We start from the raw sequence: 20,436 nt of genomic DNA, 5'->3' as shown, positions 1-20,436 counted from the left end.
GGTGGCCCCGCAGGGCCGGATGAGGGGAACTGCTCAAATCCAGACTGCTTCCGTCTGTAAAACGTGCGTTCATTGGCCATCCCTTGGCCCACTGCGTCCCCCCACAAAGGGCCCCCCGCTTAATCCACCAGGGTATTGTCGGCGAACAGACACTCCACCACGGTGCCCCGCTCCACGCTGGTGCCCACGTTAATGGACTGGCTGGCCACCACGGCCTGGTCGGACATATAGCTGCTGGAGCCGCCGATCTTCAGGTAGAGCCCATACTGGGCCAAGGTCTGCTGGGCGCCGGCGGAGGTCTTGCCCCGGACGTCGGGGACGGTCACCAGGTCGGTGGGCTTGTCGGCCCCCAGGTAGAGGACCACCTCGCTGCCGCTGGGAATGACGGCCCCGCCCACCGGGATCTGGGCGGTGACGGTGTCCCCCTCCCCCACGGTGCGGACGGTGAAGCCCGCCCCCGCGGCGGCCTCCTGGCCCACCTGGGCGGTCTGCCCCACCAGGTTGGGCACGGTGACGTCGATCTTGGCCTTCTCGGCCTCGGTATAGCTCTTTTCCACCCCCATGTAGTCCAGGACGTTGGAGAGGAGCTCCCCCGCCATCATGGCGGCCATGTTGCCGCCGCTGATGTAATAGCCCTTGGCGGTCAGGTTGTTGCCGGGGGAGGCGGGCTTGGGGTTGTCGTACATCAGCAGGACGATGACCTGGGGATCGTCGGCGGGGGCGAACCCCAGGAAGGAGACGATGGTGTGGTCGATGCCCCGCCGGCTGTCCAGAGTCTCGGAGGAGCCGGTCTTGCCGCCGATGCGGTAGCCGGGGACGTAGGCCCGCTTGCCGGTGCCGCCGTCCACCACTTTCTCCAGGATGGCCCGGCAGCGGTCGGAGGTCTCCTGGCTGATGACCTGCCGCACCTCGGTGGGCTCGGTCTGGCGAACCACGTTGCCCTCCGGGTCGGTGATGGAGCGCATGACATAGGGCTCCATCAGGTGCCCGCCGTTGATGACGGCGGAGGCGGCGGTGATGAGCTGAATAGGAGTGACCTGGAGGCCCTGGCCGAAGGAGGCGGTGGCCAGATTGGTGATGCCGTTGGCGCTGGTAAACTTATCCCGGGGCCAGACCAGGTTGGGGACGGGGCTGAGCTGAGACTCCCCCTGCATATCGATGCCGGTGGCCCCCAGGAAGCCGAAGTCCTCCAGATAGTCGTAGAACTTCTCCGCCCCAAGGGCCTGGCCGATGGCGATGAAGGCGGGGTTGCAGGAATTCGCCACCGCCTCAGCCAAGGTCTGGCTGCCGTGACCCGGCTCTTTCTTGGAACAGCTGATCCGCCGGTCCGCCACGATGGCGTAGCCGGGGCAGTAGTAGGTGGATTTCTCGTTGACGACCCCCTCCTCCAAGGCCGCGGCCAGGACCATGGACTTGAAGGTGGAGCCGGGCTCGTAGGTGTCGTTGATGGCCTTGTTGCGCCACTGCTGGTTCTGGGCGCTGCCCAGGGCGGTGAGATAGGCCTCCTCGCTGGAGTTGGGGTCGTTTTTCACCGTCTCCAGATAGGTGTTCAGCACCGGATCGGTGACGGTCCAGGGATCATTGAGGTCGTAGGTGGGGGAGTTGGCCCAGGCCAGGATGGCCCCGGTCTTGGGGTTCATGGCGATGGCGAAGCCGCCGTTCTGCACGTCGAACATCTCGATGCCCTTTTCCAGGATCCGCTCGCAGTAATACTGGATGGTGGTGTCCAGGGTCAAGTTCAGGTTATTCCCGTCGGTGGCGTCATAGTAGTCCTGGAAGGAATATTTCATCTCGGTGCCCTTGCCGTTCTTGGCGGTGACCACCCGCCCAGTCTCGCCGGCCAGCTCATCCTCGTAGAGGGCTTCCATGCCGTAGGCGCCGGTATTATCCAGGTTGGGATTCACCCAGCCGATGACCTGGGCGGCCAGGGAGCCGTAAGGGTAGTAGCGTTTAGTGGTGGGGTTTGGCACGATGGAGTTGGAGAGATGCTGGTCTTTGATGAGCTGCCGGACCTGGTCGGCCACCTCGGTCTCCACCCGGGCGGCGGCGATCTCGTAGTAGCTGCCCGTCTTGCCCAGCTGCTTGAGGAGCTTTTCCTCGTCCTTCCCCAGGATCTCCGCCAGGGCGGCGGCCACCTTTTCGGCCTCTGGGCGGGGATAGTCCGCCTTCTCCGGGTGCTCCCCATACTTTTTATCCCAGTTTTCCTGGAGAGTCTTGAAGTCGTTGGGGGAGATGATGATATCGTACACCGTGGCGCTGGTGGCCAGCACCTTGCCGTTGGCGTCGGTGATCTGCCCTCGGTTGGCGGCCACCGCGTTGTCCATGGTTTGCTGGTCGATGGCCTTTTGCTGGTACATGTCGTGATCCTTGATCTGGATGGCGTAGAGCTTCCCGAACAGGGGAAGGAAGGCCGCCACCCCGAACAGCCCCAGCAGGACCAGGGTGCGGAGAAGGACCGTGCGGTTGGCCCGCCGGTCCGGCGTCTTTTTGACCGGCTCCCGGTTTTTTCTGTCTCTGTGATCCATCTTCCGCTCCCCTTTCACAATCACGCCGGCCGGCGCCCGGACATTCATCCCCACCCGGCACAGGGCCAGACACGCGCCGGCAAAAGCGATAACGCCGCCAGCGCGTGTCTGGCCGTAAGTCGGGCGTACCCGCCCCCTGTGGATCAACGCTGAAGGGCGTAAGAAAAATCCTTTTCTTACGCCCTCCTCTCTTTGAGCCGCGGTAGGGTCAGCGGCCCGCTTTTCTCTCTTTCAGGGTCCTCAGCGCAATATATGACGCTCCACCTTAGAAATATGCCAACACGTTTTGGATGATCTCCTGGACTCCGTCCACGAAGCCGCCGGTGACCTCTTCGCCCCGGTCATAGACCACCACGCTGTCCGGCTCGGTCAGGTCCACATAGACCATCTGGCTGGACTGGGGGCGGCTCATGGAGCCGTCGGCGGTCACGGCGCTCTCGATGGCGCCCAGGTCATAGGCCAGCTCATAGCGGGCCCGCAGGGTGGCTTCCTCGCTGCGCAGCCGGGTCATCTCGCTGTCCAGGCTCACCACCGAACTGGAGATGGTGGAAAGCTGGACAAAGCTCATGAGGATGAGCACCGCAAGGGCCGCCACGGCGGCAAAGCCGCTGACCGCGAAGAGGGATACATAGCCGGCCTCCCGGACCTTGACCTTGGGACGGGCCACGGTCTGGCGGCGGGGACGCACCTGGGGGCGGGGCTGGAGGACTTCCTCCCGCTCCAGTACCCGGGCGGCAGAGCCGTCATAGGCATAGCTGATGTTCCGATAGGGGTCATAGGGTCTGCGCTTCGCGGCACTGGCCATCTTTGCGTCACTCCGTTCTCTCGTCGTGGCAAACTTCGTATCGCCCCACCTTCGCAAGGCGAAGGGGCTCGTTCGCTCCGTTGCCCCTCCGCCCCAGCCCGGACCCGCTTCGCCGGGCTCTTGGCTGGTTTTGGGGGATCTTCACACACACATTTTTTACAGCTTTTCCGCGATCCTCAGCTTGGCGCTGCGGGCGCGGGGGTTTTCCGCCAGCTCCGCCTCGCCGGGGAGGATAGGCTTTTTGTTCACCAGCCGGATGGCCGGAGTCTTGCCGCACACGCACACCGGGAAGTCCGGGGGGCAGGTGCAGCCCTTGGCCAGGGCGGCGTAGCCCGTTTTCACGATCCGGTCCTCCAGGGAGTGGAAAGTGATGATGCACAGCCTTCCCCCCGGAGCCAGCCGGGGCACCGCCTGCCCGATGACCCGCTCGGCCGCCGTCAGCTCGTCATTGACGGCGATGCGCACGGCCTGGAAGGTCCGCTTGGCGGGGTGCTGCTTCTCCCGCAGGGCTTGCGGCGGCATGGCGGAACGGATCACGTCCACCAGCTGGAGGGTGGTCTCGATGGGGGCTTGTCCCCTGGCCCGGACGATGGCCGCCGCGATGGCGGGGGCATACCGCTCCTCCCCATATTGGTAGAGGATGCGCCGCAGCTCCTCTTGGGGCCACTCGTTCACCACCGCCCGGGCCGTCAGGGGTTGGGTCTGGTCCATGCGCATGTCCAGCGGGGCGTCGTGCATGTAGGAGAAGCCCCGGCTCGGATCGTCCAGCTGAGGGGAAGAAACGCCGAAGTCAAAGAGCATTCCGTGGACGGCGGGGGCGCCCGCGTCCGTGAGAAGCTCGTCCAAATCATTGAAGTTGCCGTGGATCAGCCGCACCCGGTCCATCCAGGGTCCCAGCTTGTCCACCGCGGCGTCCAGCGCCGCCTGGTCCCGGTCGATGCAGTAGAGCCGGCCGGTGGTGAGCCGTTTGGCGATCTCGGCGGAATGGCCCGCCCGGCCCAGGGTGCCGTCCACGTAGACGCCGTCCGGGCGGATGTTCAGGCCCTCGATGCACTCGTCCAGCAGCACCGGGCGGTGGGAAAACGTCTCACTCATCAGAAGCCCAGCGCCTCCATGCACTCCGACATCTTCTCCGGGGTCATCTCTTCCTCCTCCTGGGCATTCCAGGCCTCAGCGGACCAGATCTCGGCCCGGTCGTTGACGCCGATGATGACGGTCTCCTTGTCCAGGTTGGCGTACTTGCGCAGCTTCTGGGGGATGACGATGCGGCCCTGGCTGTCCAGCTCGCACTTGGCGGCGTTGGCGAAGAGGGGGCGCATGGCCTTGGATTGGCTCATGGGGAGGGAGGCAAACTTTTCCGTGAAGCGGTCCCAGGTCTCCTGGGGGTAGATGGCGAGGCACGCGTCCACGCCCATGGCCAGGTAAAAGGTGACCCCCAGCTCCTCCCGGAGCTTGGCGGGAATGAACAGCCGGCCCTTGGCATCAATGGAATGCTCGTATGTGCCGGTCATGTCCTCTCCCCCCACTTTTATGGGCTTTCATGGTTTTTTACTCCACTTTGCTCCACTTACGTTTTCTAGTATAAAGGCTGTGTAACAAAATTGCAATAGTTAATTGTCATTTTTTTCGTCGAAACTTTAGTTTTTTTCCTTGGAATATACGGGTTTTTACTACGAAAACATTTGTTCGTTTTCAATTTGTAACCACCTTTTCAGGGCAAAAACACATTTTACGGTAAGGTTTTCGCCTTTACAAAACTAGATATAGTATTTTGGCAAACTTTGGGACAAAAAAAGCGCCCCGCAATACCTCTCGGTATTGCGGGGCGCTGAGGCTCTGGTTCAGTTCTCCTCCGCCGCGGCGTCAAAGATCTGGCTCTGACCGGCGGAGCCGCCGGACATGCCGGCCGCCGCCGCCCGGAAACGGGTGCGGGACTTCTTGATCTCGTCATAGGCCTCGGCCACAGCCTCCTCGGTGCGGCGCAGGGCGTCCTCACAGTACTCATTGGCGGCCTTTTTCAGCTCCCGGGACCGGTCCTCGGCCTGGCGGAGCATCTCGGTGCCCTTCTGCTTGGCCTGGGCCAGCAGCTCGTCCTCGGCCAACATCTGCTTGGCCTTCTCCTCCGCCTGCTGGATGATGAGGTCCCCCTCCCGCTTGGCGGAAGCCAGGTAATCGTTGCGGGCGGCCAGCAGCTTCTTGGCCTCGGCCAGCTCCATGGGGAACTGGCCCCGGATCTCGTCGATCAGGTCCAGGGCCTTGTCCCGCTCCAGCATACATTTGTCGGAAGAGAGCGGGACGTTCTTCGCCTCGTCGATCATTTCAAAAAGCATATCCAGCAGTTCGTTTACCCCGGTCGCCATCACAGATTCCTCCTGCTCTTCATTTTTTCATTCACATCCCCAATGATCTCCCGGGGGACAAAATCGGTCAGCTCGGCCCCATAGGCCGCCATTTCCTTCACTACACTGGAGCTGATATAGGTGTATTTTGCGCTGGAGGGCAGGAACATGGTGTCCAGGCGGGGATTCAGCTTGCGGTTGATCATGGCCATCTGGAGCTCCTGCTCATAGTCGGACATGGCCCGCAGCCCCTTCACCAGTGTGCAGGCCCTCTTCTGCCGGGCATACTCCGCCACCAGTATGGAGGACTGGTCCACCTCCACGTTGGGGATCTTGGCCACCACCCGGCGGATCAGTTCCACCCGCTCGTCGGGGGTAAAAAAACCGGAATCCTTCTTTTCGGAATTCACCATGACGCAGACGATCAGCTTATCAAAGCACATGGCGGCCCGTTTGATCACGTTCAGGTGGCCCAGGGTGATGGGGTCGAAGCTGCCGGGATAGATGGCGGTCTTCATACGTAACCACGTCCTTCCCGCCCCGGCCCCAAAAACTTACAGCCCGGCCTGACGGCGGTAAAGTGTCAATTTGATCTTTCCGTACCGGTACTCACGGCCCCGCTCATAGGGGCCGGAGAGGTCGGGCAGCACCTTTTCCAAGGCGCTTTCACAGACGATTATACCATTTTCCGTCATAATGTCAATCGCGGCCATACGCTCCAAAGCCTGATCCAGCAGGTCGGAGGCATAGGGAGGGTCCAAAAAGGCCAAACCAAATTTCTCCCGGCAGGAGGTCAGAAAGGACATGGCGTCCCCCTGAGTCACCCGGGCACGGTCGGCAAAACCGGTGAGGGAGGCGTTCTCCTTAATGATCCTGGCGGCTTCCTTGGAGGCGTCCACAAACACGCACCGCTCCGCCCCACGGGAGAGGGCCTCGATGCCCAGCTGTCCGGTGCCGGCGAAGAGGTCCAGCACCCGGCGGCCTTCCACGTCGAACTGGACGATATTGAAAATGGACTCCTTCACCTTGTCGGTGGTGGGGCGGGTATCCAGGCCGGGGAGCTCCTTGAGCTTGCGGCCCCGGGCCGTGCCGGTGATGACTCTCATGGCGATGTTCCTTTCTCTTTTGCGTGATTGCACGTCGGGACGTGCGTAAATCTAGGGACATTTCTTTTCCCGAAGAAAAGAAATGTCCCCCAGACCCCCAAAGAAAAGTCTTAGGTGCAAACCTGCTCGCAGGTTCCCTTTTTAGTAGAAGGGCTACTGCCCGAAGCTAGGGGGGGAAAAGCGCGGGAGCGTCTGTGCGACACGTTATTCCTCTTGCGCCGCTACCGCTGACATGTTCTTGACAGAAGGATGGTCTTTAGCCTTCCCTTTGGGGGAAGGTGGCAGCCCGAAGGGCTGACGGATGAGGGGAACTGGGGATATGGGAAAGGCCCTGCAAAACGATAGGTTCCCCTCATCAGTCTCGCTACGCTCGACAGCTTCCCCCAGGGGAAGCCTAAGACCTACTCAACCCCGGACCCGTTACAGAGTAAGGGGCCGGGGTCATCCCACCCTCTTGTGGACAGCTCGGGGAGGGTTCCAAAGGAGGGGGCCCAGGGGAAGATTTGTTGGCCCTTAGCGAGGTACGAGCTTAGGGCCAGCTAATGCAGCGTAGCTGTTGAGTCGAAACTCTCCCCCTGGTGCTTTCTTTCTAGACCCGCTTAGCAAGCAAAGCGAGCTTTAGCGGGCCTTGATGCATGGGCCGCGAAGCGGCATCGTTGGGGGGTGTGGGGGGCTATTCTTACCAGAAAGAATAGTCCCCCACGTTCCCCCGTCTCCCTGGAGGCGGAACCCCTACTTTTTCTCCGAAAAGTAGTCGTACACGACCTTCCCGGTGGCCTTCCCCACCGCCTCCTCCAGCTCGGCCAGGGAGGCGGCCTTGATATTCTTCACGCTTTTGAACCGTTTTAACAGCGCCGTTTTCCGGGCCGGGCCGATCCCGGGCACCTTGTCCAGCTCCGAGCCTTTCAGGTGGGCCGACTGCTGCTGGCGGTGGAACTCGATGGCGAAGCGGTGGGTCTCCTCCTGGATCTGCCCCACCAGGGCGAAGACGGCGGGCACCCGCTGGATGCCGATCTCCCGCCCGTCAGGGGTCACCAGGGCCCGGGTGCGGTGGCGGTCGTCCTTCACCATGCCGAACACCGGGATGTGAAGCCCCAGCTTTTCTTCCACCCCCACGGCCACCCGGGCATGCTCCTCGCCGCCGTCGATGAAGAGGGCGTCGGGCAGGTCTGCGAACTTCTCGTCCCCGTCCAGGTAGCGCTGGAAGCGCCGGGTCAACACCTGCTCCATGGAGGCGTAGTCGTCGGGACCGTCCATGTCCTTGAGCTTGAAGCGCCGGTAGTCCCGCTTGAGGGGCTTGCCCCCCACGTAGACCACCATGGAGGCCACGATGTCGCTGGCGCCCTGGTTGGAGATGTCATAGGACTCGATGCGGTTGGGGGGCGCGGGCATGTCCAGCATCTTCCCCAGCAGCTCCAGCAGCTTGGACTGCCGCTCGGCCCGGGAGGTGGCCCGCTCCACCTCCTCCACGGCGTTCTTGTTGGCCAGGCGGATGAGGTCCACCTTGGCCCCCCGCTGGGGGGTGACCATCTCCACCCGCCGCCCCGCCGCCTCGGAGAGCATCCGGGTGAGGGACACCTCGTCCTCCAGCTCACAGGGGAGCAGGATTTGTTTGGGCAGGCGGGCCCGTCCCCCATAGTACTGCCGCACCAGGGCGGAGACCGCCTCCCCCTCCTCCCCCTCCATGGGGGTCTCGATGAGGTCCATATCCTTGGCGGCCAGGTCCCCCTCCACGTAGTGGAGGACCACGAAGCAGCTCTTGGCCTCCCCCCGGTGGTAGCCCACCACGTCGGTGTCCGCCAGAGAGCCCGCCACCACCTTCTGCCGCTTGCCCAGCAGCTCGATGGCCCGGATGCGGTCCCGCAGCTCCGCCGCCTTCTCGAACCGCAGGTCCTCGGCGGCCTGCTCCATCTCGGCGGCCAGGTCGGCCTGGACCTCCTTGAACTGGCCCTCCAGCAGGCGGACGGCCTGGTCCATGGCCTCCCGGTAGCGGCTCTGGTCCATCTCGGGGCGGCAGTAGCCGTCGCACAGGCCCATGTGGTAGTTGAGGCAGGGGCGCTCCTTGCCCACGTCCCGGGGGAACTTCTTGTGGCAGGAGGGCAGGCGCAGGGCGGCGCGAAGGGCGTCCACGATGGCCCAGGTGGCCCCCCGGCTGCCGTAGGGGCCGAAGTACCGGGCCCCGTCCTCCGCCACCCGGTTGGAGAGAGAGAAGTGGGGGTAGTCCGATTTCACGTCCAGGCGGATGTAGGGGTAGCCCTTGTCGTCCTTCAGGAGGATGTTGTAGTGGGGCTGGTGGCGCTTGATGAGGGAGTTTTCCAGCACCAGGGCCTCGAACTCCGAGTCGGCCACGATGACGTCGAAGTGGTCGATGGAGGCCACCATGGCCCGGGTCTTCTCCGTGTGGGAGGCCAGGTTGGCGAAGTACTGGGACACCCGGTTTTTCAGGGCCTTGGCCTTGCCCACGTAGATGACGGTGTTGTGCTTGTCCTGCATGATGTACACGCCCGGCTTCAGCGGCAGGGCGTGGGCTTTTTCTTTCAGCTCGTCGAAGGTCACTCTCTCACCTCCCTCACTTCACCTCATGGGGCTTTTCTTCGGCCAAATTTGAATTTACCATGCGTCTTATACCAACAAGGCGTACTTAAATCAGTCCGGCAAACGATAAATTAGTGGCTATCCCTTATACTGTTTCCAAATATCCGCAGGTATATAGTAAGAGGGGGAAGTGATAATTGTTCCGTCCTCTAAAACAATCATCATGTTCTCCATTTTCTCATCAATGGAGATGTCTACAATATCAAAATGTGTAAAATTGCCTGCATAATAGAAATTGATTGTCTGATAATCGGCGTACCACTTAATCTCTGCCTGCACGCCATCTCCGCAAGTTGGCTCGTCATATTCAATGGCAAAGGTGCCAACAAAACTGGTGGAGGATAGAGTTTTTTTGAAATTACCGGAAATAGTAATATCTTGTATTTTATAAAGGAACTTGTCATTCTCCTCATAAATATTAACTTGCACTGTCTTATCAACGGTTTTGTTGATGCCAATAAAATTCGCCCATACAATTACAACAGCAAGTACGCAAACAGCAGAAATAAAAATCAATTTCAACTTTTGGGGCATATACCCTTCCTCCTCCTTTCCATTTCTTCAAATTTCTACTTGCTGAGTACGCCTTCTCCGCCTAAGACGTACTAAACTCTCGATTTTTCACGGTCCTTCCCGGCCTCAGCCCAGGGGCTTGTGGTCGGGGCCCAGGTCACCGGCCTTCCAGTGCTTGCGGCACAGGCCGATGTACTGGTCGTTGGCCCCCAGGACCACCTGGGCGCCCTCCTTCAGGACCCGGCCCGTGTCGTCGAAGCGAGCGTTGCAGGTGGCCTTCTTGCCACACCAGCAGATGGTCTTGATCTCCTCGATGATGTCCGCCGTGGCCAGCAGTTCCGCCGAGCCGGGGAACAGGTCGCCCCGGAAGTCGGCCCGGAGGCCATAGCACATCACCGGCACGTTCAGGTCGTCCACCAGGTGGGTGAGCCAGCGGACCTCCTCCCGGCTCAAGAACTGGGCCTCGTCCACGATGACGCAGGCGTATTTCTGGATGTCAGGCTCCGGCATGGCCTGGAGATCGCTGAAATAGATGCAGGGGTGGGACAGGCCCGCCCGGCTGGCCACGAAACGGGCCCCGTCCCGCTGATCCACCGAGGGCTTCACCAGGAGGGTGTCTTGGCCGCGCTCCTCGTAGTTGTAGCGCACCATCAGGGCGTTGGCCGTCTTGCTGGAGCCCATGACTCCATAACGGAAATACAGCTTTGCCATCTCTTTTTCCACCTTTGTTTTTGTATATCTTTGGAGGCTCACGACGTTGAAGCATATGTCCCACACGCTGGAGAGAAGGGGAAGGGGACATTCTTTTCATGGAGAATAGCCCCCCGAGAAAGCTCCCGGGAGAGGGTTTCTGCCCTTCCCCCTTTCGTTGGAAACCTCCCCAGGCTGTCCAAAAGGGCGTAGTAAACCCCGTCCCCTCACTCCGCAACGAATTTGGGATTCGGCAGGTCTTAGGCTTCCCTTGGGGGAAGCTGGCGAGCGAAGCGAGACTGATGAGGGGAACTTGTCGGTTTGGCAGGACCGTTTCTGTTATCCACAGTTCCCCTCATCCGTCAGCCCTTCGGGCTGCCACCTTCCCCCGAGGGGAAGGCTAAGACCAACCGTCTGTCGAGAACATGTCAGCGGCAACGGCGCTGGGGGGGGGATTAAGGGCCAATGAAACAGCGTTCTCAAGCACAGAGACCCGGCCAGCACAGCTGGCCGGCCTGCGCTCGTGCCGCTCGGCAGCTTTGCAACATTGTCCCGCTTGCGCCAGAGAGATCTGCCCGGCATAGCCGGGCAGCCTCCGCTACAAATGCGCCACCGGCGCATTTGCTTCACGCTGCGGTGCCACTGGCAAGTTTTCTTCACGCTGCGGTTTTCCTCGGGAAAAGAAACCTCCCCCAGAAGAACGCACGTTTGACGTGCAAACATTCAACGCCCAAGCATTTCCTCCACGATATGTGAAAAGCTCTGAAAGGCGTTGGGCACGGCGTAGACCTTCGCCAGCTCGGCCCTGTCCGCCCAGACCCAGCCCTCGGGGAGGGCCTCCGTCTCCGCCTCCACGGTATAGGCCTTCATCAGCCACTCGATATGGGTGAAGATGTGCTTCCCCCCCCCGGCGAACTCTGTCCGCCCCGAGACGGGGCAGGGCTCGGAAGAAGGGGCGTTGGGATACTCCCACAGCCCCGCCAGCAGACCCTTGGAGGGACGGCGGCGGAGGGCCACACGCTTATCCCGGAAAATCAGCCAGACCGTCCGCTCCTCCACCCGGCGCTCCCGCTTGGGAGCCTTCACCGGGATCTCCCCCGTCAGGTCCAGGCGGCGGGCGGCGCAGAGCCCCCCCGCCGGGCACTGCTCACACAGGGGCGCGCCGTTGGGCAGGCACACCGTGGCCCCCAGCTCCATCAGCGCCTGGTTGTAATCCCCCGGTGCGTTTTGGGGCATGGTATCCATAAGGGCCTGGCGGATGGCGCTCTTCGTCTCGGGCCTCGTCACGTCCCGCCGGTCGCCGGTGACCCGGGAGACCACCCGCAGGACGTTGCCGTCCACCGCCGGGACAGGGATACCGAAGGCGATGGAGGCGATGGCCCCAGCGGTGTAGTCCCCCACTCCCGCCAGGGAGCGGATGGCGGCGTACTCGCCGGGGAACACGCCGCCGAAGTCCTCCATAATCTGTTTCGCCGCCTTTTGAAGGTTCCGGGCCCGGCTGTAATAGCCCAGGCCCTGCCACAGCTTCATGAGGGCGTCGGCCGGGCACTGGGCCAGGTCGGCCACTGTGGGCAGGGCCTCCAGGAAGCGGCGGTAGTAGTCCAGCACCGCCGCCACCCGGGTCTGCTGAAGCATGATCTCAGACACCCACACGTGGTAGGGCGTGGGGTCGCTGCGCCAGGGGAGAACCCGGGCGTGTTCCCGGTACCATATGAGGAGAGGGATGGGAAGTGCCTCCAGCTCGTTCATATCCTTCCCCCTCTTTCTACAAAGTCTGTTCTATTATACTTTGTCCCGGCCAAAATTTCAACGGTGGTTGCGCAAAGGGGAAAAATCAGGTAAACTAAAAGGCGATTTTTCATCTTGAGACAGAGGACGTGTTGCTATGTGGGATCGGAAGGCCCTCAAGCGCCAGGCCAGAGCCAGCCTGAAACGCAATTACTGGGCCGCCATCATCGTCTGCTTTCTCGTCTGCTTTGTGGCGGGCGAGTTCACCGAGTCCATGGACTTCATCCACCGCAACGCCGACTCGGTCACCAACGGCGCCCTTCTCATGGCCGTGGGCGGCGTGGCCGGGGAGTCCCCTCCGCCGGGAGACACCGCGGGACTGGTGCTGGCCATCCTCTTTGACGCCGCCACCACCTCCCAGGACTGGCTGTTCCGAATGCTGGCGGGGGGGCTCTTCCTGCTGGCGGCCCTGGTGATGCTCACCTTCCGCTTCCTGGTGGGCGGCCCCCTGCGGGTGGGGGCCCGGCGGTTCTTCCTGCGCAACCAAACGGAGAAGGCGGACTTCGGCGAGCTCTTCGCCCCCATCCGGGAGAAGCGGTGGCTCCACACCGTGTGGGTCATGTTCTGCCGGGACGCCTTCGTGTGGGCCCTTTACCTTCTCGTCATCCCCGGCATCATCGCCGACTACACCTACCGCATGGTGCCCTATCTGCTGGCCGAGCGGTCCGACCTGAGCCGGAAAGAGGTCTTTCTCCTCTCCAAACAGATGATGAAGGGCAACCGGTGGCGGATGTTTCTCTTTGACCTGACCCTCATCCCCTGGCGGATCCTCTCCTGCTTCACCCTGGGTCTCAGCGGCATTTTCTGGGCCAACTCCTATATCCTCTCGGCGGAGGCCCAGGCCTATATGGCCCTCCGCGCCGCCCTGCCGGAAAACGCCTTCCCCGTTCAGCTGGAGGCCGTGCCCGCCTTCCAGCCCATGGGCCGGGAGATCGTCCTCCCCTCCCTGCCCAAGTTCCCCATCCGGGAAAAATACCCTCTGCCCGACTATATCCTCTTTTTCTTCACCTTCTCCGGCATCGGCTGGATCTGGGAGGTGGGCTTCCACCTGGTCCAGACCGGCCAGCTGGTGAACCGGGGCACCATGCTGGGACCCTGGCTGCCCATCTACGGTACCGGCGGGGTGCTGGTGCTCCTGCTCCTGCGGAAATGGTTCCACCGGCCGGGGCTCACCTTCCTTCTCTCCACCGTGCTGTGCACCGCCATCGAGTACGCCACCAGCTGGGTGCTGGAGGCGGCCACCGGCCTGCGTTGGTGGGATTACAGCGGTTACTTCCTCAACCTGAACGGCCGGGTGTGCCTGGAGGGGGCCCTGGTCTTCGGCGTGGGCTGCTGCGCCGCCATCTACCTGATCGCCCCCATGCTGGGCCAGTGGTATGACCGGATCCCCCCCAAGACCGCCGGGGCGGTATGCGTGGTGCTCCTCACCCTCTTCGCCGCGGACGGGGTCCGCTCTGTGGTGGACCCCAACACCGGGGAGGGGGTCACCGGCTCGGCCGCCCCCCGGAAAGAGACCGCTATCCACCAAACCCTGTGACCAAGCTTGGGCCGCCCTCCCGGCGGCCCAAACTTTTTTCTGCCCCCGTGATAAAAAGAGCTCCCCCGGGCGTCTAACGGGCGAAGAGAGGAGGAAGGTCCATGACGGAAACGGAATACTGCGCCCGGGCAGAAGCGCTGAAGCCCAGGCTCTACCGAACCGCCCTTCTGTATCTGGGCGGGGAATCCGCGGCGGTGGACGCGGTGGATGAGGCGGTCTACAAAGGCCTGCTGGCCCACGGGCGTCTGCGTCAGGAGGATTTCTTCTCCACCTGGATGGGCCGCATCCTCATCAACGTCTGCACCGACGAGCTGCGGCGGCGAAAGCGGGAGCTGGCGGTGGAGGCCCTGCCCGAGACGGCGGCGGAGGAATTTGATGCCCTCCCCCTGAAAGAGGCCATCCAACGCCTGCCCGCCGAGCTCAGGCAGGTGGTGGTCCTGCGGTACTTCACCGGCCTCACTCTGGCCCAGACGGCCAGGGCCCTGGGCATCCCCCAGGGGACGGCGGCCAGCCGCCAGCGGCGGGCGCTGGCCCTTTTGAAATTAGAGCTGACGGAGGAGGAGACATATGAACCGAACGGATGAACTGGAAGAGCTCATGGCCCTGACCCCTCCCCCCGCCCTGGAGGACACCCTCCGGCGGGCCAGGCGCCGCCGGGCCGGGCGCAGAGGGAAGATCCTCGGCATCCCCGCGGCGTCTTTGGCGGGGATCGCGGCGGCTTTCGTACTGCTGGTGAACACCTCCATCCCCTTTGCCCTGGCCTGCGGACAGGTGCCCCTCCTGCGGGGGCTGACGGCGGCGGCGGCCCAGGACCCCAGCTTGAAGGCGGCCCTGGAGAGCAGCTACTACCAAATCCTGGACCAGGAGTACACGGAAAACGGCATCACCCTGAGGCTCTACTGCGCGGTGGCCGACGAGCACCGGGTGAACGTGTTCCTCACCGTCAGCGAGGGCCACGGGTGGCTGTACCGGGTCTTTCCCGGAGACGGCTCCCAGCTCGGCTATTCCGCCAAGCTGGACGACCTGGACGCCCGGCCGGGCGAGCTGCAATACTTTACGGTGGACTTTGCCGGGGGGACCACCCCCCAGGAGCTGACCTTCCTCTACCAGGTCACGCCCGACGACCAGCCGGACGGAGAAGTCCTCGCCCAGTTCCGGGTCTCCCTGTCCCTGGAGCGTCCCTTCCTGGAGAGCAGGCGGACCGTGGAAGTGGGGAAAACCTTTGACCTGGACGGCCAGACCATCACCCTGGACCGGTTCGTCCTCAATCCGACCCACGCCCAGCTGGACTTCAGCGACCACGAGGGGAACACCGCCTGGCTCACGGGGCTGGACTTCTACCTGGAGGACGAGCGGGGGACCCGGTACGACGGGATCCTCAACGGCATCTCTTCCTTCCACGAGGCGGGAGAGGACACGCCCTTTACCGGCCATTATCGGCTGGAGAGCGCCTATTTCGGCAGCGGAGAACACCTCAAGCTCCACATCACCGGGGCCAGGTGGCTGGATCAGGGCCGGGACGTGATGACCCTAGACATCCCGGCCCACCGGGCGGAAAACCTGCCGGGCTATGTGCTGGACTGGTCCGCCGTCCGGGAGGGCGGCGGGTGGCGGCTGGAGTTCACCCTGGAAAAGACCGGCGGCCCCATCCCCTTCTTCTCCACAGAGGGATACGACAGCTCGGGCTGCGGCTTCTGGACCGACCAGGAGGACGAAAACATCGAGCACATCTACGTCCTCCTGGAAAACTGCGGCGACCAGTTCCTGACCCTGCCCCTCTGGTATAGCCGCGGGACGCCCTGCGACACGGTGCTGGAGCTTTTTTAAGCGGGCTGTTTCCCCGCGCAGGGCAAAAAACCGGCGTACCCGTAACGGGTACGCCGGTTTTTATTTGCGGTCACATGCTCTGGGCAAACTCCTTGTTCTTGTAAGCCCCTACGGTGTAGAGGACGGGGATGACCAGGCCCAGCAGGTTGCCGAAGATAGTGGCCCCGTCGGCGCGGCCCAGCAGGTTACCCACCAGGCCGATGGCCCCCAGGACCACCACGATCATGCCCAGGACAAAGCAGGTGCCGGCCTTCTCCGGCTTGTCGCAGTTCTGCACGCCCAGGATGCCCATGATGAGGCCGAATACCCCCTGGGCCAGGGAGATGATGGCGGCCACGATAAAGACCACGCCCAAGACGGCGCCCATGGGGGCCCCGGTGGCGGCCAGCAGGCCGCCGCCCGCCAGGGTCATCAAAGTGCCGATCAGGCCCAGGGCGGACAGGACGATGTAAATAATGCCGGTGACCTTCAAAAGGCCTCTTCCAGGTGCTTGTGTCATTCTCATTCTTCCTTTCTCTCTGGGCCTTGTTTGATAAATGGCAACATACCCAACGGCGAGGGATTTTTTCGTTGGGCAAGCCGATTTTTCGCAGGAATCCCGGGTGGATTTCAAGGAAAATCGGGGCGGCACAGCGGGAAAAGACCCGCCGTTTGGGTATGTTGATATTTTTCAAGCAAGGCCTGCTCTCTATTTTTTCACAGGCCGACACACACGGCCTTTGAAAACAAGGTCACCGCTGCCGCTTGTCCCGGACGTAGATGTGCTTGACGTGGGGGGCGCTGGTGGGGCGGGCGTCGATCTCAAAGCGGTCGATGGACTTCACCATCGTCGTCAGCTTGTCAAAGCCGTAGTTCCGGGGGTCAAAGTCCGGCTGCTTCTTGGGCAGCACGTTGCCCAGCTCCCCCATGAAGGCCCAGCCGTCCTCGTCGGACACATCCTGGATGCTGGCGGCGATGAGCCGCACGATCTTCTGGGGCACCGCCTTCCGGGCGGCGGGAGCGGGGGCGGGGGCCTCCTTCTCCTCGGGCTTCTCCTCGCCCTTGCCCCGGATGACCTCCACGTAAATGAACTTGTCACAGGCCACGATGAAGGGGGCGGGGGTCTTTTTCTCCCCGATGCCGTAGACCTTCATCCCCGCCTCCCGAAGCCGCAGGGCCAGCCGGGTAAAGTCGGAGTCGCTGGATACCAGCACGAAGCCGTCCACCCGCCCGGAGTACAGCACGTCCATGGCGTCGATGATCATGGCCGAGTCGGTAGAGTTCTTCCCGGTGGTGTAGCCGTACTGCTGGATGGGGATGATGGCGTTCTCCAGCAGCAGGGGCTTCCAGGAGTCCATGTTGTTCATGGTCCAGTCCCCGTAGATACGCTTGATGGTGGGGGTGCCGTATTTGACGCACTCCCCCAGGATCTCCTTGAGGGCGGTGCGGGGGGCGTTGTCGGCGTCGATGAGGACGGCCAGGCGCAGTTCGTTAGCCTCCATAGTCCTTCCTTTCTTAGTCGCTGAGGACAAAATGGCTGAAGCGGAGCATCTCGAACCAGTCGTCGGAGGCGAAGCACACGTTCTTCTCGTCCTCCAGGCTGGCGCCGGGATAAAAGCTCTTGGAATAGGCCGTGGTATGCTCCTTGAAGCGGACGGTCATCTCAAAGAAGTCGGGCAGCGTCACCAGGCAGTTCTTGGCGTTCTTCACGCCCTTCTTCGCCCCCTCCTTGATGGCCTTCACGGCGGCGTCGGGGTGCATGGAGACCACCGCCCCCCCTCTCCCCTCGTTCACCGGCACGGTGACGATGCCGGGGATGAACTCCTCGGCGAAGTCGCACAGGGCCTTGTCCCCGGAGAGGAACACAACGGGCACGCCGTAGTAGCCGGCGGTGTAGGCGTTCATCATGAACTCGCTCATGCGGATGCCGTTGAGGGTGACGAACTCGTTTCTGAGGTTCATGGTGTGGCTGAGGGGGTTGCCCCCGCTGGAGGCCCAGGCGTGGTAGCCGGTGAACAGCACCGCGCCGTAGTCCCCGCAGTCCAGCCCGCTCATCATACTGAGGGGGTCCCCCGTCCACCCCCGCATCATCCGGGCGCACTCGGGGAGGGCGGCGGGGTCGATGTTCCGGGCGGAGTCGTGGGCGTCCTTGACAAAGATCTGGCCCGCGCCCCCGGCGGCGGCCCCGTCACAGGCGGCCCGGACCTCCCGGGTCATCTGCTTTTGAAAGGGGGTATAGTCCCGGGGGGTGGAGCGCTCGGTCTCCGCCCAGTCGGCGATGCCGCAGGTGCCCTCGATGTCGGCGCTGATAAAAACGTTCATGCCTTATCCTCCCGCTTTTTCAAAAATTCCTCTACCTGCTGGAGCTGCTCCACGGTGTTGACCCCCAGCATCTCCTCCGGGGTGCAGGCGGCGCAGACGCCCACCTTCTCCCCCTCCTTGAGCAGCCACACGGGGGCGTCCGTCAGGTAGTATTCCCCCTGGGCGTTGTTGGGCCGCAGGGTGGTGAGGGCCCGCCACAGCTCTTGGGATTTAAAGACGTAGACCCCGGCGTTGAGCTCCTTTACCTGCCGCTCTTCCTCGCTGCAGTCCTTGTCCTCCACGATGCGGGAAAAGCCCCCCTGGGCGTCCCGGATGATCCGGCCGTAGGGCAGGGGCCGGTCGGCCAATCCCGCCATCAGCGTACAGGCGTTGCCCTCGGCCAGGTGGGCGGCCAGCAACTTCTCGTAGGCCTTCCGGCCCAGAAGCGGCATATCCCCGTAGCAGATCAGCACGTGGCCCTCGAAGCCCTCCAGGGCGCACTGGGCGCACTGGACGGCGTGCCCGGTCCCCAGTTGGGGGCACTGGTGGACATGGGGATAGCCGGGAAAGGCGGAGAGGACCTTCTCCCCCTCGTATCCCACCACCAATATAGTATCCTCCCTGGGCAGGAAAGAGATGTCGTCCAGCACATAGGACAGCAGAGGCTTCCCGTTGGCCAGGCGCAGGACCTTGGGCAGGTCCACTCCGTCGGCCCGCAGACGGGTGCCTTTTCCCGCGGCCAGAACGACCGCTTTCAGCGCTTCACTCATGTGGTATGTCCCCTTTGTTTCGATGTTGGTTCTGATGCTTTAGTATAGCACATGCCGGGACGTTTGCAAACGGAAATCCGGCGAGAAACGCCCGGCCGGGGCGGGAAAAGGGCACGAATCACAGCGTGTGCCCTTTTTTCACAGCTCTTCCGCCAGCACAAGGCGGACCGAGGGTGTGAGCCGCAGCTCCTCCGGCCGGAAGCCGCAGCGCAGCAGGTGGCGGTGCGCCGCCTGGAACTGCCGGGCGGCCAGGGCCTTGACGATCTTCGCCCAGCCGTCCCCGTCCCCCCGGCCCAAGGCGTCAATGGTATCCCGGGTGAACCGCTCCATCACCCGGTCCTGTGCCTCCGACCCGCCGGAGCTCGCCTTCAGGGGATACCCCCAAAGGAAGAGGCCATAGATCCGGCCGTAGATCTCCCGCACGCCCTGGAGCGGGCTGCGGGTGGCGGCGCAGATCAGGTAAAGCCATGGGGACAGCTCACAGCGCCCCTCGCGCCGGCACTCCTCCAGACTGCCGATGAGCTCCGCCCGCGCCTCCGGCGTGAGCCCCGCCAGCAGGGCCCGGGTCACCCCCTCGCAGGAGTAGACGGCGATCTCATAGGCCTGGACGAAGTAGGCCAGGTTGCGCCGGACGGTGGGGCTCTCAAAGTTGGGGGCGTCGCAGCGCTGACCGACGCCGAAGGCCCGGATGCCCCGGCCGTTGATGGGCCGGACGGCGCCCACCTGCTCCAGCAGGGCCACGGTGCGGCGCATGGTACTCACCGACACCTGGTAGGCCCGGGCCATTTTTTCAAGGGAGGGCAGGAACTCCTCCCCGCTGTACGTTCCCAGATAGATATCATACAATAGGCGGGAGGCAAGGCTGTAACAGATCTGGGGGCGCTCCCGGTAGATGCGCCAGACAAAGGGCACTTGGCCTGCGGACGGCACCACGTGCCGCCCCACATAGGCCATCGCCTGCCCCAGCGACTCCCGCTGGTGCTCCAGCAGGGCATCGCGCACCCCCGCCCAGTCCTCCGCCCTCCGGCAGGCCACGGCCCGCTCGACGGGCTTTCGGATGGCCTCCCTGTCGCGGATGCCCTTTTCCCCGATGGACAGCAGGCCCATGAACAGAGCGATCTCCCAAAACAGGTTCATGGCCAGGGGATTGTCCAGCTTTTGCAGGACATAACAGAAAAAATAGATGAAGTCGTCCACTCCGGCCCGCTCCACATAGCGGGACAGGTGGTCCAGATCCTCTCCGGAGGTGCGGCGCAGCCCCTCCGTCAGCAGAGGGACCAGGATGAGCTCCAGGGTCCCGCACAGGTCGGGCATGGCCGCCTGCCGCTGGAAAAAAAACCGCCCCAAGGCCTCCGCCTCTCCCCGGGGCGTCTGCTGGAAGGTCACTTTGATGGACGTCCCGTTGCGCATGGAGAGGTATCCCTCATCCCGCAGGCGGCGCAGAGCGGTCTTTACCGTCTGGGCCGAGACGCTGAATTGGCGGCAGAGGGTGTCTATGGTGGGCAGGGTGTCGCCCCGGCGGTAATAGCCGAATTGGATCCGCAGGGAGAAAAAGTCGTAGATCAGATTGGAAAACTGTGGCGCGTTCCGCACGGCGGCCCCACCCCCTTTTTGTTTATTTTATCATTTTGCCCTGGAAAATTCCAGATGCGCGTTGAGTT

The 20,436-nt window shown here is 62.9% G+C and carries 19 protein-coding genes; 3 read left to right on the top strand and 16 right to left on the bottom strand.

Going from position 1 to position 20,436, the window contains the following annotated elements:
• Positions 1 to 119: 119 nt before the first annotated feature.
• From AAEU42_RS02100 to mutY, 11 genes are all read right to left on the bottom strand, one after another.
• Entirely contained in the window at positions 120 to 2,525 is a 2,406-nt protein-coding gene (locus AAEU42_RS02100; protein WP_342231869.1) for a penicillin-binding transpeptidase domain-containing protein, read from the bottom strand.
• Between the two features lie 265 nt (positions 2,526 to 2,790).
• The gene (locus tag AAEU42_RS02095; protein WP_342231868.1) at positions 2,791 to 3,330 is read right to left on the bottom strand and encodes a hypothetical protein; all 540 of its coding nucleotides are present in this window, start codon (positions 3,328 to 3,330) and stop codon (positions 2,791 to 2,793) included.
• A 156-nt stretch (positions 3,331 to 3,486) separates the two neighbouring features.
• Complete coding sequence (gene rsmH, locus AAEU42_RS02090; RefSeq protein ID WP_342231867.1) at positions 3,487 to 4,425, bottom strand: 16S rRNA (cytosine(1402)-N(4))-methyltransferase RsmH; 939 nt, start codon at positions 4,423 to 4,425, stop codon at positions 3,487 to 3,489.
• Positions 4,425 to 4,841 carry a division/cell wall cluster transcriptional repressor MraZ gene (gene mraZ, locus AAEU42_RS02085; protein WP_342231866.1) on the bottom strand — a complete coding sequence of 139 codons (417 nt, stop codon included), beginning with the start codon at positions 4,839 to 4,841 and terminating at the stop codon, positions 4,425 to 4,427. Before mraZ ends, rsmH begins: the two co-directional genes overlap by 1 nt.
• Before the next feature lie 330 nt (positions 4,842 to 5,171).
• Positions 5,172 to 5,690, bottom strand: coding sequence for an ATP synthase subunit B family protein (locus AAEU42_RS02080; protein WP_342231865.1), 519 nt, complete (start codon positions 5,688 to 5,690; stop codon positions 5,172 to 5,174).
• Positions 5,690 to 6,187 (bottom strand): pantetheine-phosphate adenylyltransferase, encoded by a 498-nt coding sequence (coaD, locus tag AAEU42_RS02075; RefSeq protein ID WP_342231864.1) that lies wholly within the window; start codon positions 6,185 to 6,187, stop codon positions 5,690 to 5,692. The genes AAEU42_RS02080 and coaD overlap by 1 nt, the downstream gene beginning before the upstream one ends.
• Positions 6,188 to 6,223: 36 nt before the next feature.
• Positions 6,224 to 6,775 carry a 16S rRNA (guanine(966)-N(2))-methyltransferase RsmD gene (gene rsmD, locus AAEU42_RS02070; protein ID WP_342231863.1) on the bottom strand — a complete coding sequence of 184 codons (552 nt, stop codon included), beginning with the start codon at positions 6,773 to 6,775 and terminating at the stop codon, positions 6,224 to 6,226.
• 732 nt (positions 6,776 to 7,507) lie between these two features.
• Positions 7,508 to 9,331 (bottom strand): excinuclease ABC subunit UvrC, encoded by a 1,824-nt coding sequence (gene uvrC / locus AAEU42_RS02065; protein WP_342231862.1) that lies wholly within the window; start codon positions 9,329 to 9,331, stop codon positions 7,508 to 7,510.
• Positions 9,332 to 9,448: 117 nt separating this feature from the next.
• Entirely contained in the window at positions 9,449 to 9,904 is a 456-nt protein-coding gene (locus AAEU42_RS02060; RefSeq protein WP_342231861.1) for a hypothetical protein, read from the bottom strand.
• Between the two features lie 105 nt (positions 9,905 to 10,009).
• Positions 10,010 to 10,594 (bottom strand): thymidine kinase, encoded by a 585-nt coding sequence (locus AAEU42_RS02055; RefSeq protein ID WP_342231860.1) that lies wholly within the window; start codon positions 10,592 to 10,594, stop codon positions 10,010 to 10,012.
• Positions 10,595 to 11,296: 702 nt separating this feature from the next.
• Complete coding sequence (gene mutY, locus AAEU42_RS02050; RefSeq protein WP_342231859.1) at positions 11,297 to 12,322, bottom strand: A/G-specific adenine glycosylase; 1,026 nt, start codon at positions 12,320 to 12,322, stop codon at positions 11,297 to 11,299.
• A 136-nt stretch (positions 12,323 to 12,458) separates the two neighbouring features.
• Here mutY and AAEU42_RS02045 point away from each other — a divergent pair, with 136 nt between their 5' ends.
• The 3 genes from AAEU42_RS02045 to AAEU42_RS02035 all read left to right on the top strand — a co-directional run bounded on the left by AAEU42_RS02045 (position 12,459) and on the right by AAEU42_RS02035 (position 15,725).
• Positions 12,459 to 13,898, top strand: a complete 1,440-nt coding sequence (locus AAEU42_RS02045; RefSeq protein WP_342231858.1) for a DUF975 family protein — start codon at positions 12,459 to 12,461, stop codon at positions 13,896 to 13,898.
• Between the two features lie 101 nt (positions 13,899 to 13,999).
• Positions 14,000 to 14,482, top strand: a complete 483-nt coding sequence (locus tag AAEU42_RS02040; protein WP_342231857.1) for a sigma-70 family RNA polymerase sigma factor — start codon at positions 14,000 to 14,002, stop codon at positions 14,480 to 14,482.
• Positions 14,466 to 15,725: a DUF4179 domain-containing protein gene (locus tag AAEU42_RS02035; RefSeq protein ID WP_342231856.1), complete on the top strand. Its 1,260-nt coding sequence runs from the start codon at positions 14,466 to 14,468 to the stop codon at positions 15,723 to 15,725. The genes AAEU42_RS02040 and AAEU42_RS02035 overlap by 17 nt, the downstream gene beginning before the upstream one ends.
• Before the next feature lie 70 nt (positions 15,726 to 15,795).
• Here AAEU42_RS02035 and AAEU42_RS02030 read toward each other — a convergent pair whose 3' ends face one another.
• From AAEU42_RS02030 to AAEU42_RS02010, 5 genes are all read right to left on the bottom strand, one after another.
• The gene (locus tag AAEU42_RS02030) at positions 15,796 to 16,224 is read right to left on the bottom strand and encodes a hypothetical protein (RefSeq protein ID WP_342231855.1); all 429 of its coding nucleotides are present in this window, start codon (positions 16,222 to 16,224) and stop codon (positions 15,796 to 15,798) included.
• A gap of 232 nt (positions 16,225 to 16,456) precedes the next feature.
• Positions 16,457 to 17,206 carry an NYN domain-containing protein gene (locus AAEU42_RS02025; RefSeq protein WP_342231854.1) on the bottom strand — a complete coding sequence of 250 codons (750 nt, stop codon included), beginning with the start codon at positions 17,204 to 17,206 and terminating at the stop codon, positions 16,457 to 16,459.
• Positions 17,207 to 17,219: 13 nt separating this feature from the next.
• Positions 17,220 to 18,026, bottom strand: coding sequence for a M55 family metallopeptidase (locus AAEU42_RS02020; RefSeq protein WP_342231853.1), 807 nt, complete (start codon positions 18,024 to 18,026; stop codon positions 17,220 to 17,222).
• Complete coding sequence (locus tag AAEU42_RS02015) at positions 18,023 to 18,775, bottom strand: NTP transferase domain-containing protein (protein ID WP_342231852.1); 753 nt, start codon at positions 18,773 to 18,775, stop codon at positions 18,023 to 18,025. Before AAEU42_RS02015 ends, AAEU42_RS02020 begins: the two co-directional genes overlap by 4 nt.
• A 138-nt stretch (positions 18,776 to 18,913) precedes the next feature.
• The gene (locus AAEU42_RS02010; RefSeq protein WP_342231851.1) at positions 18,914 to 20,368 is read right to left on the bottom strand and encodes a GntR family transcriptional regulator; all 1,455 of its coding nucleotides are present in this window, start codon (positions 20,366 to 20,368) and stop codon (positions 18,914 to 18,916) included.
• Between the last annotated feature and the right edge of the window lie 68 nt (positions 20,369 to 20,436).

The organism is Pseudoflavonifractor phocaeensis (genome assembly GCF_038439875.1).
Taxonomy (GTDB): Bacteria; Bacillota; Clostridia; order Oscillospirales; family Oscillospiraceae; genus Vermiculatibacterium.
This window is presented reverse-complemented; position numbering and strand designations above follow the sequence as displayed.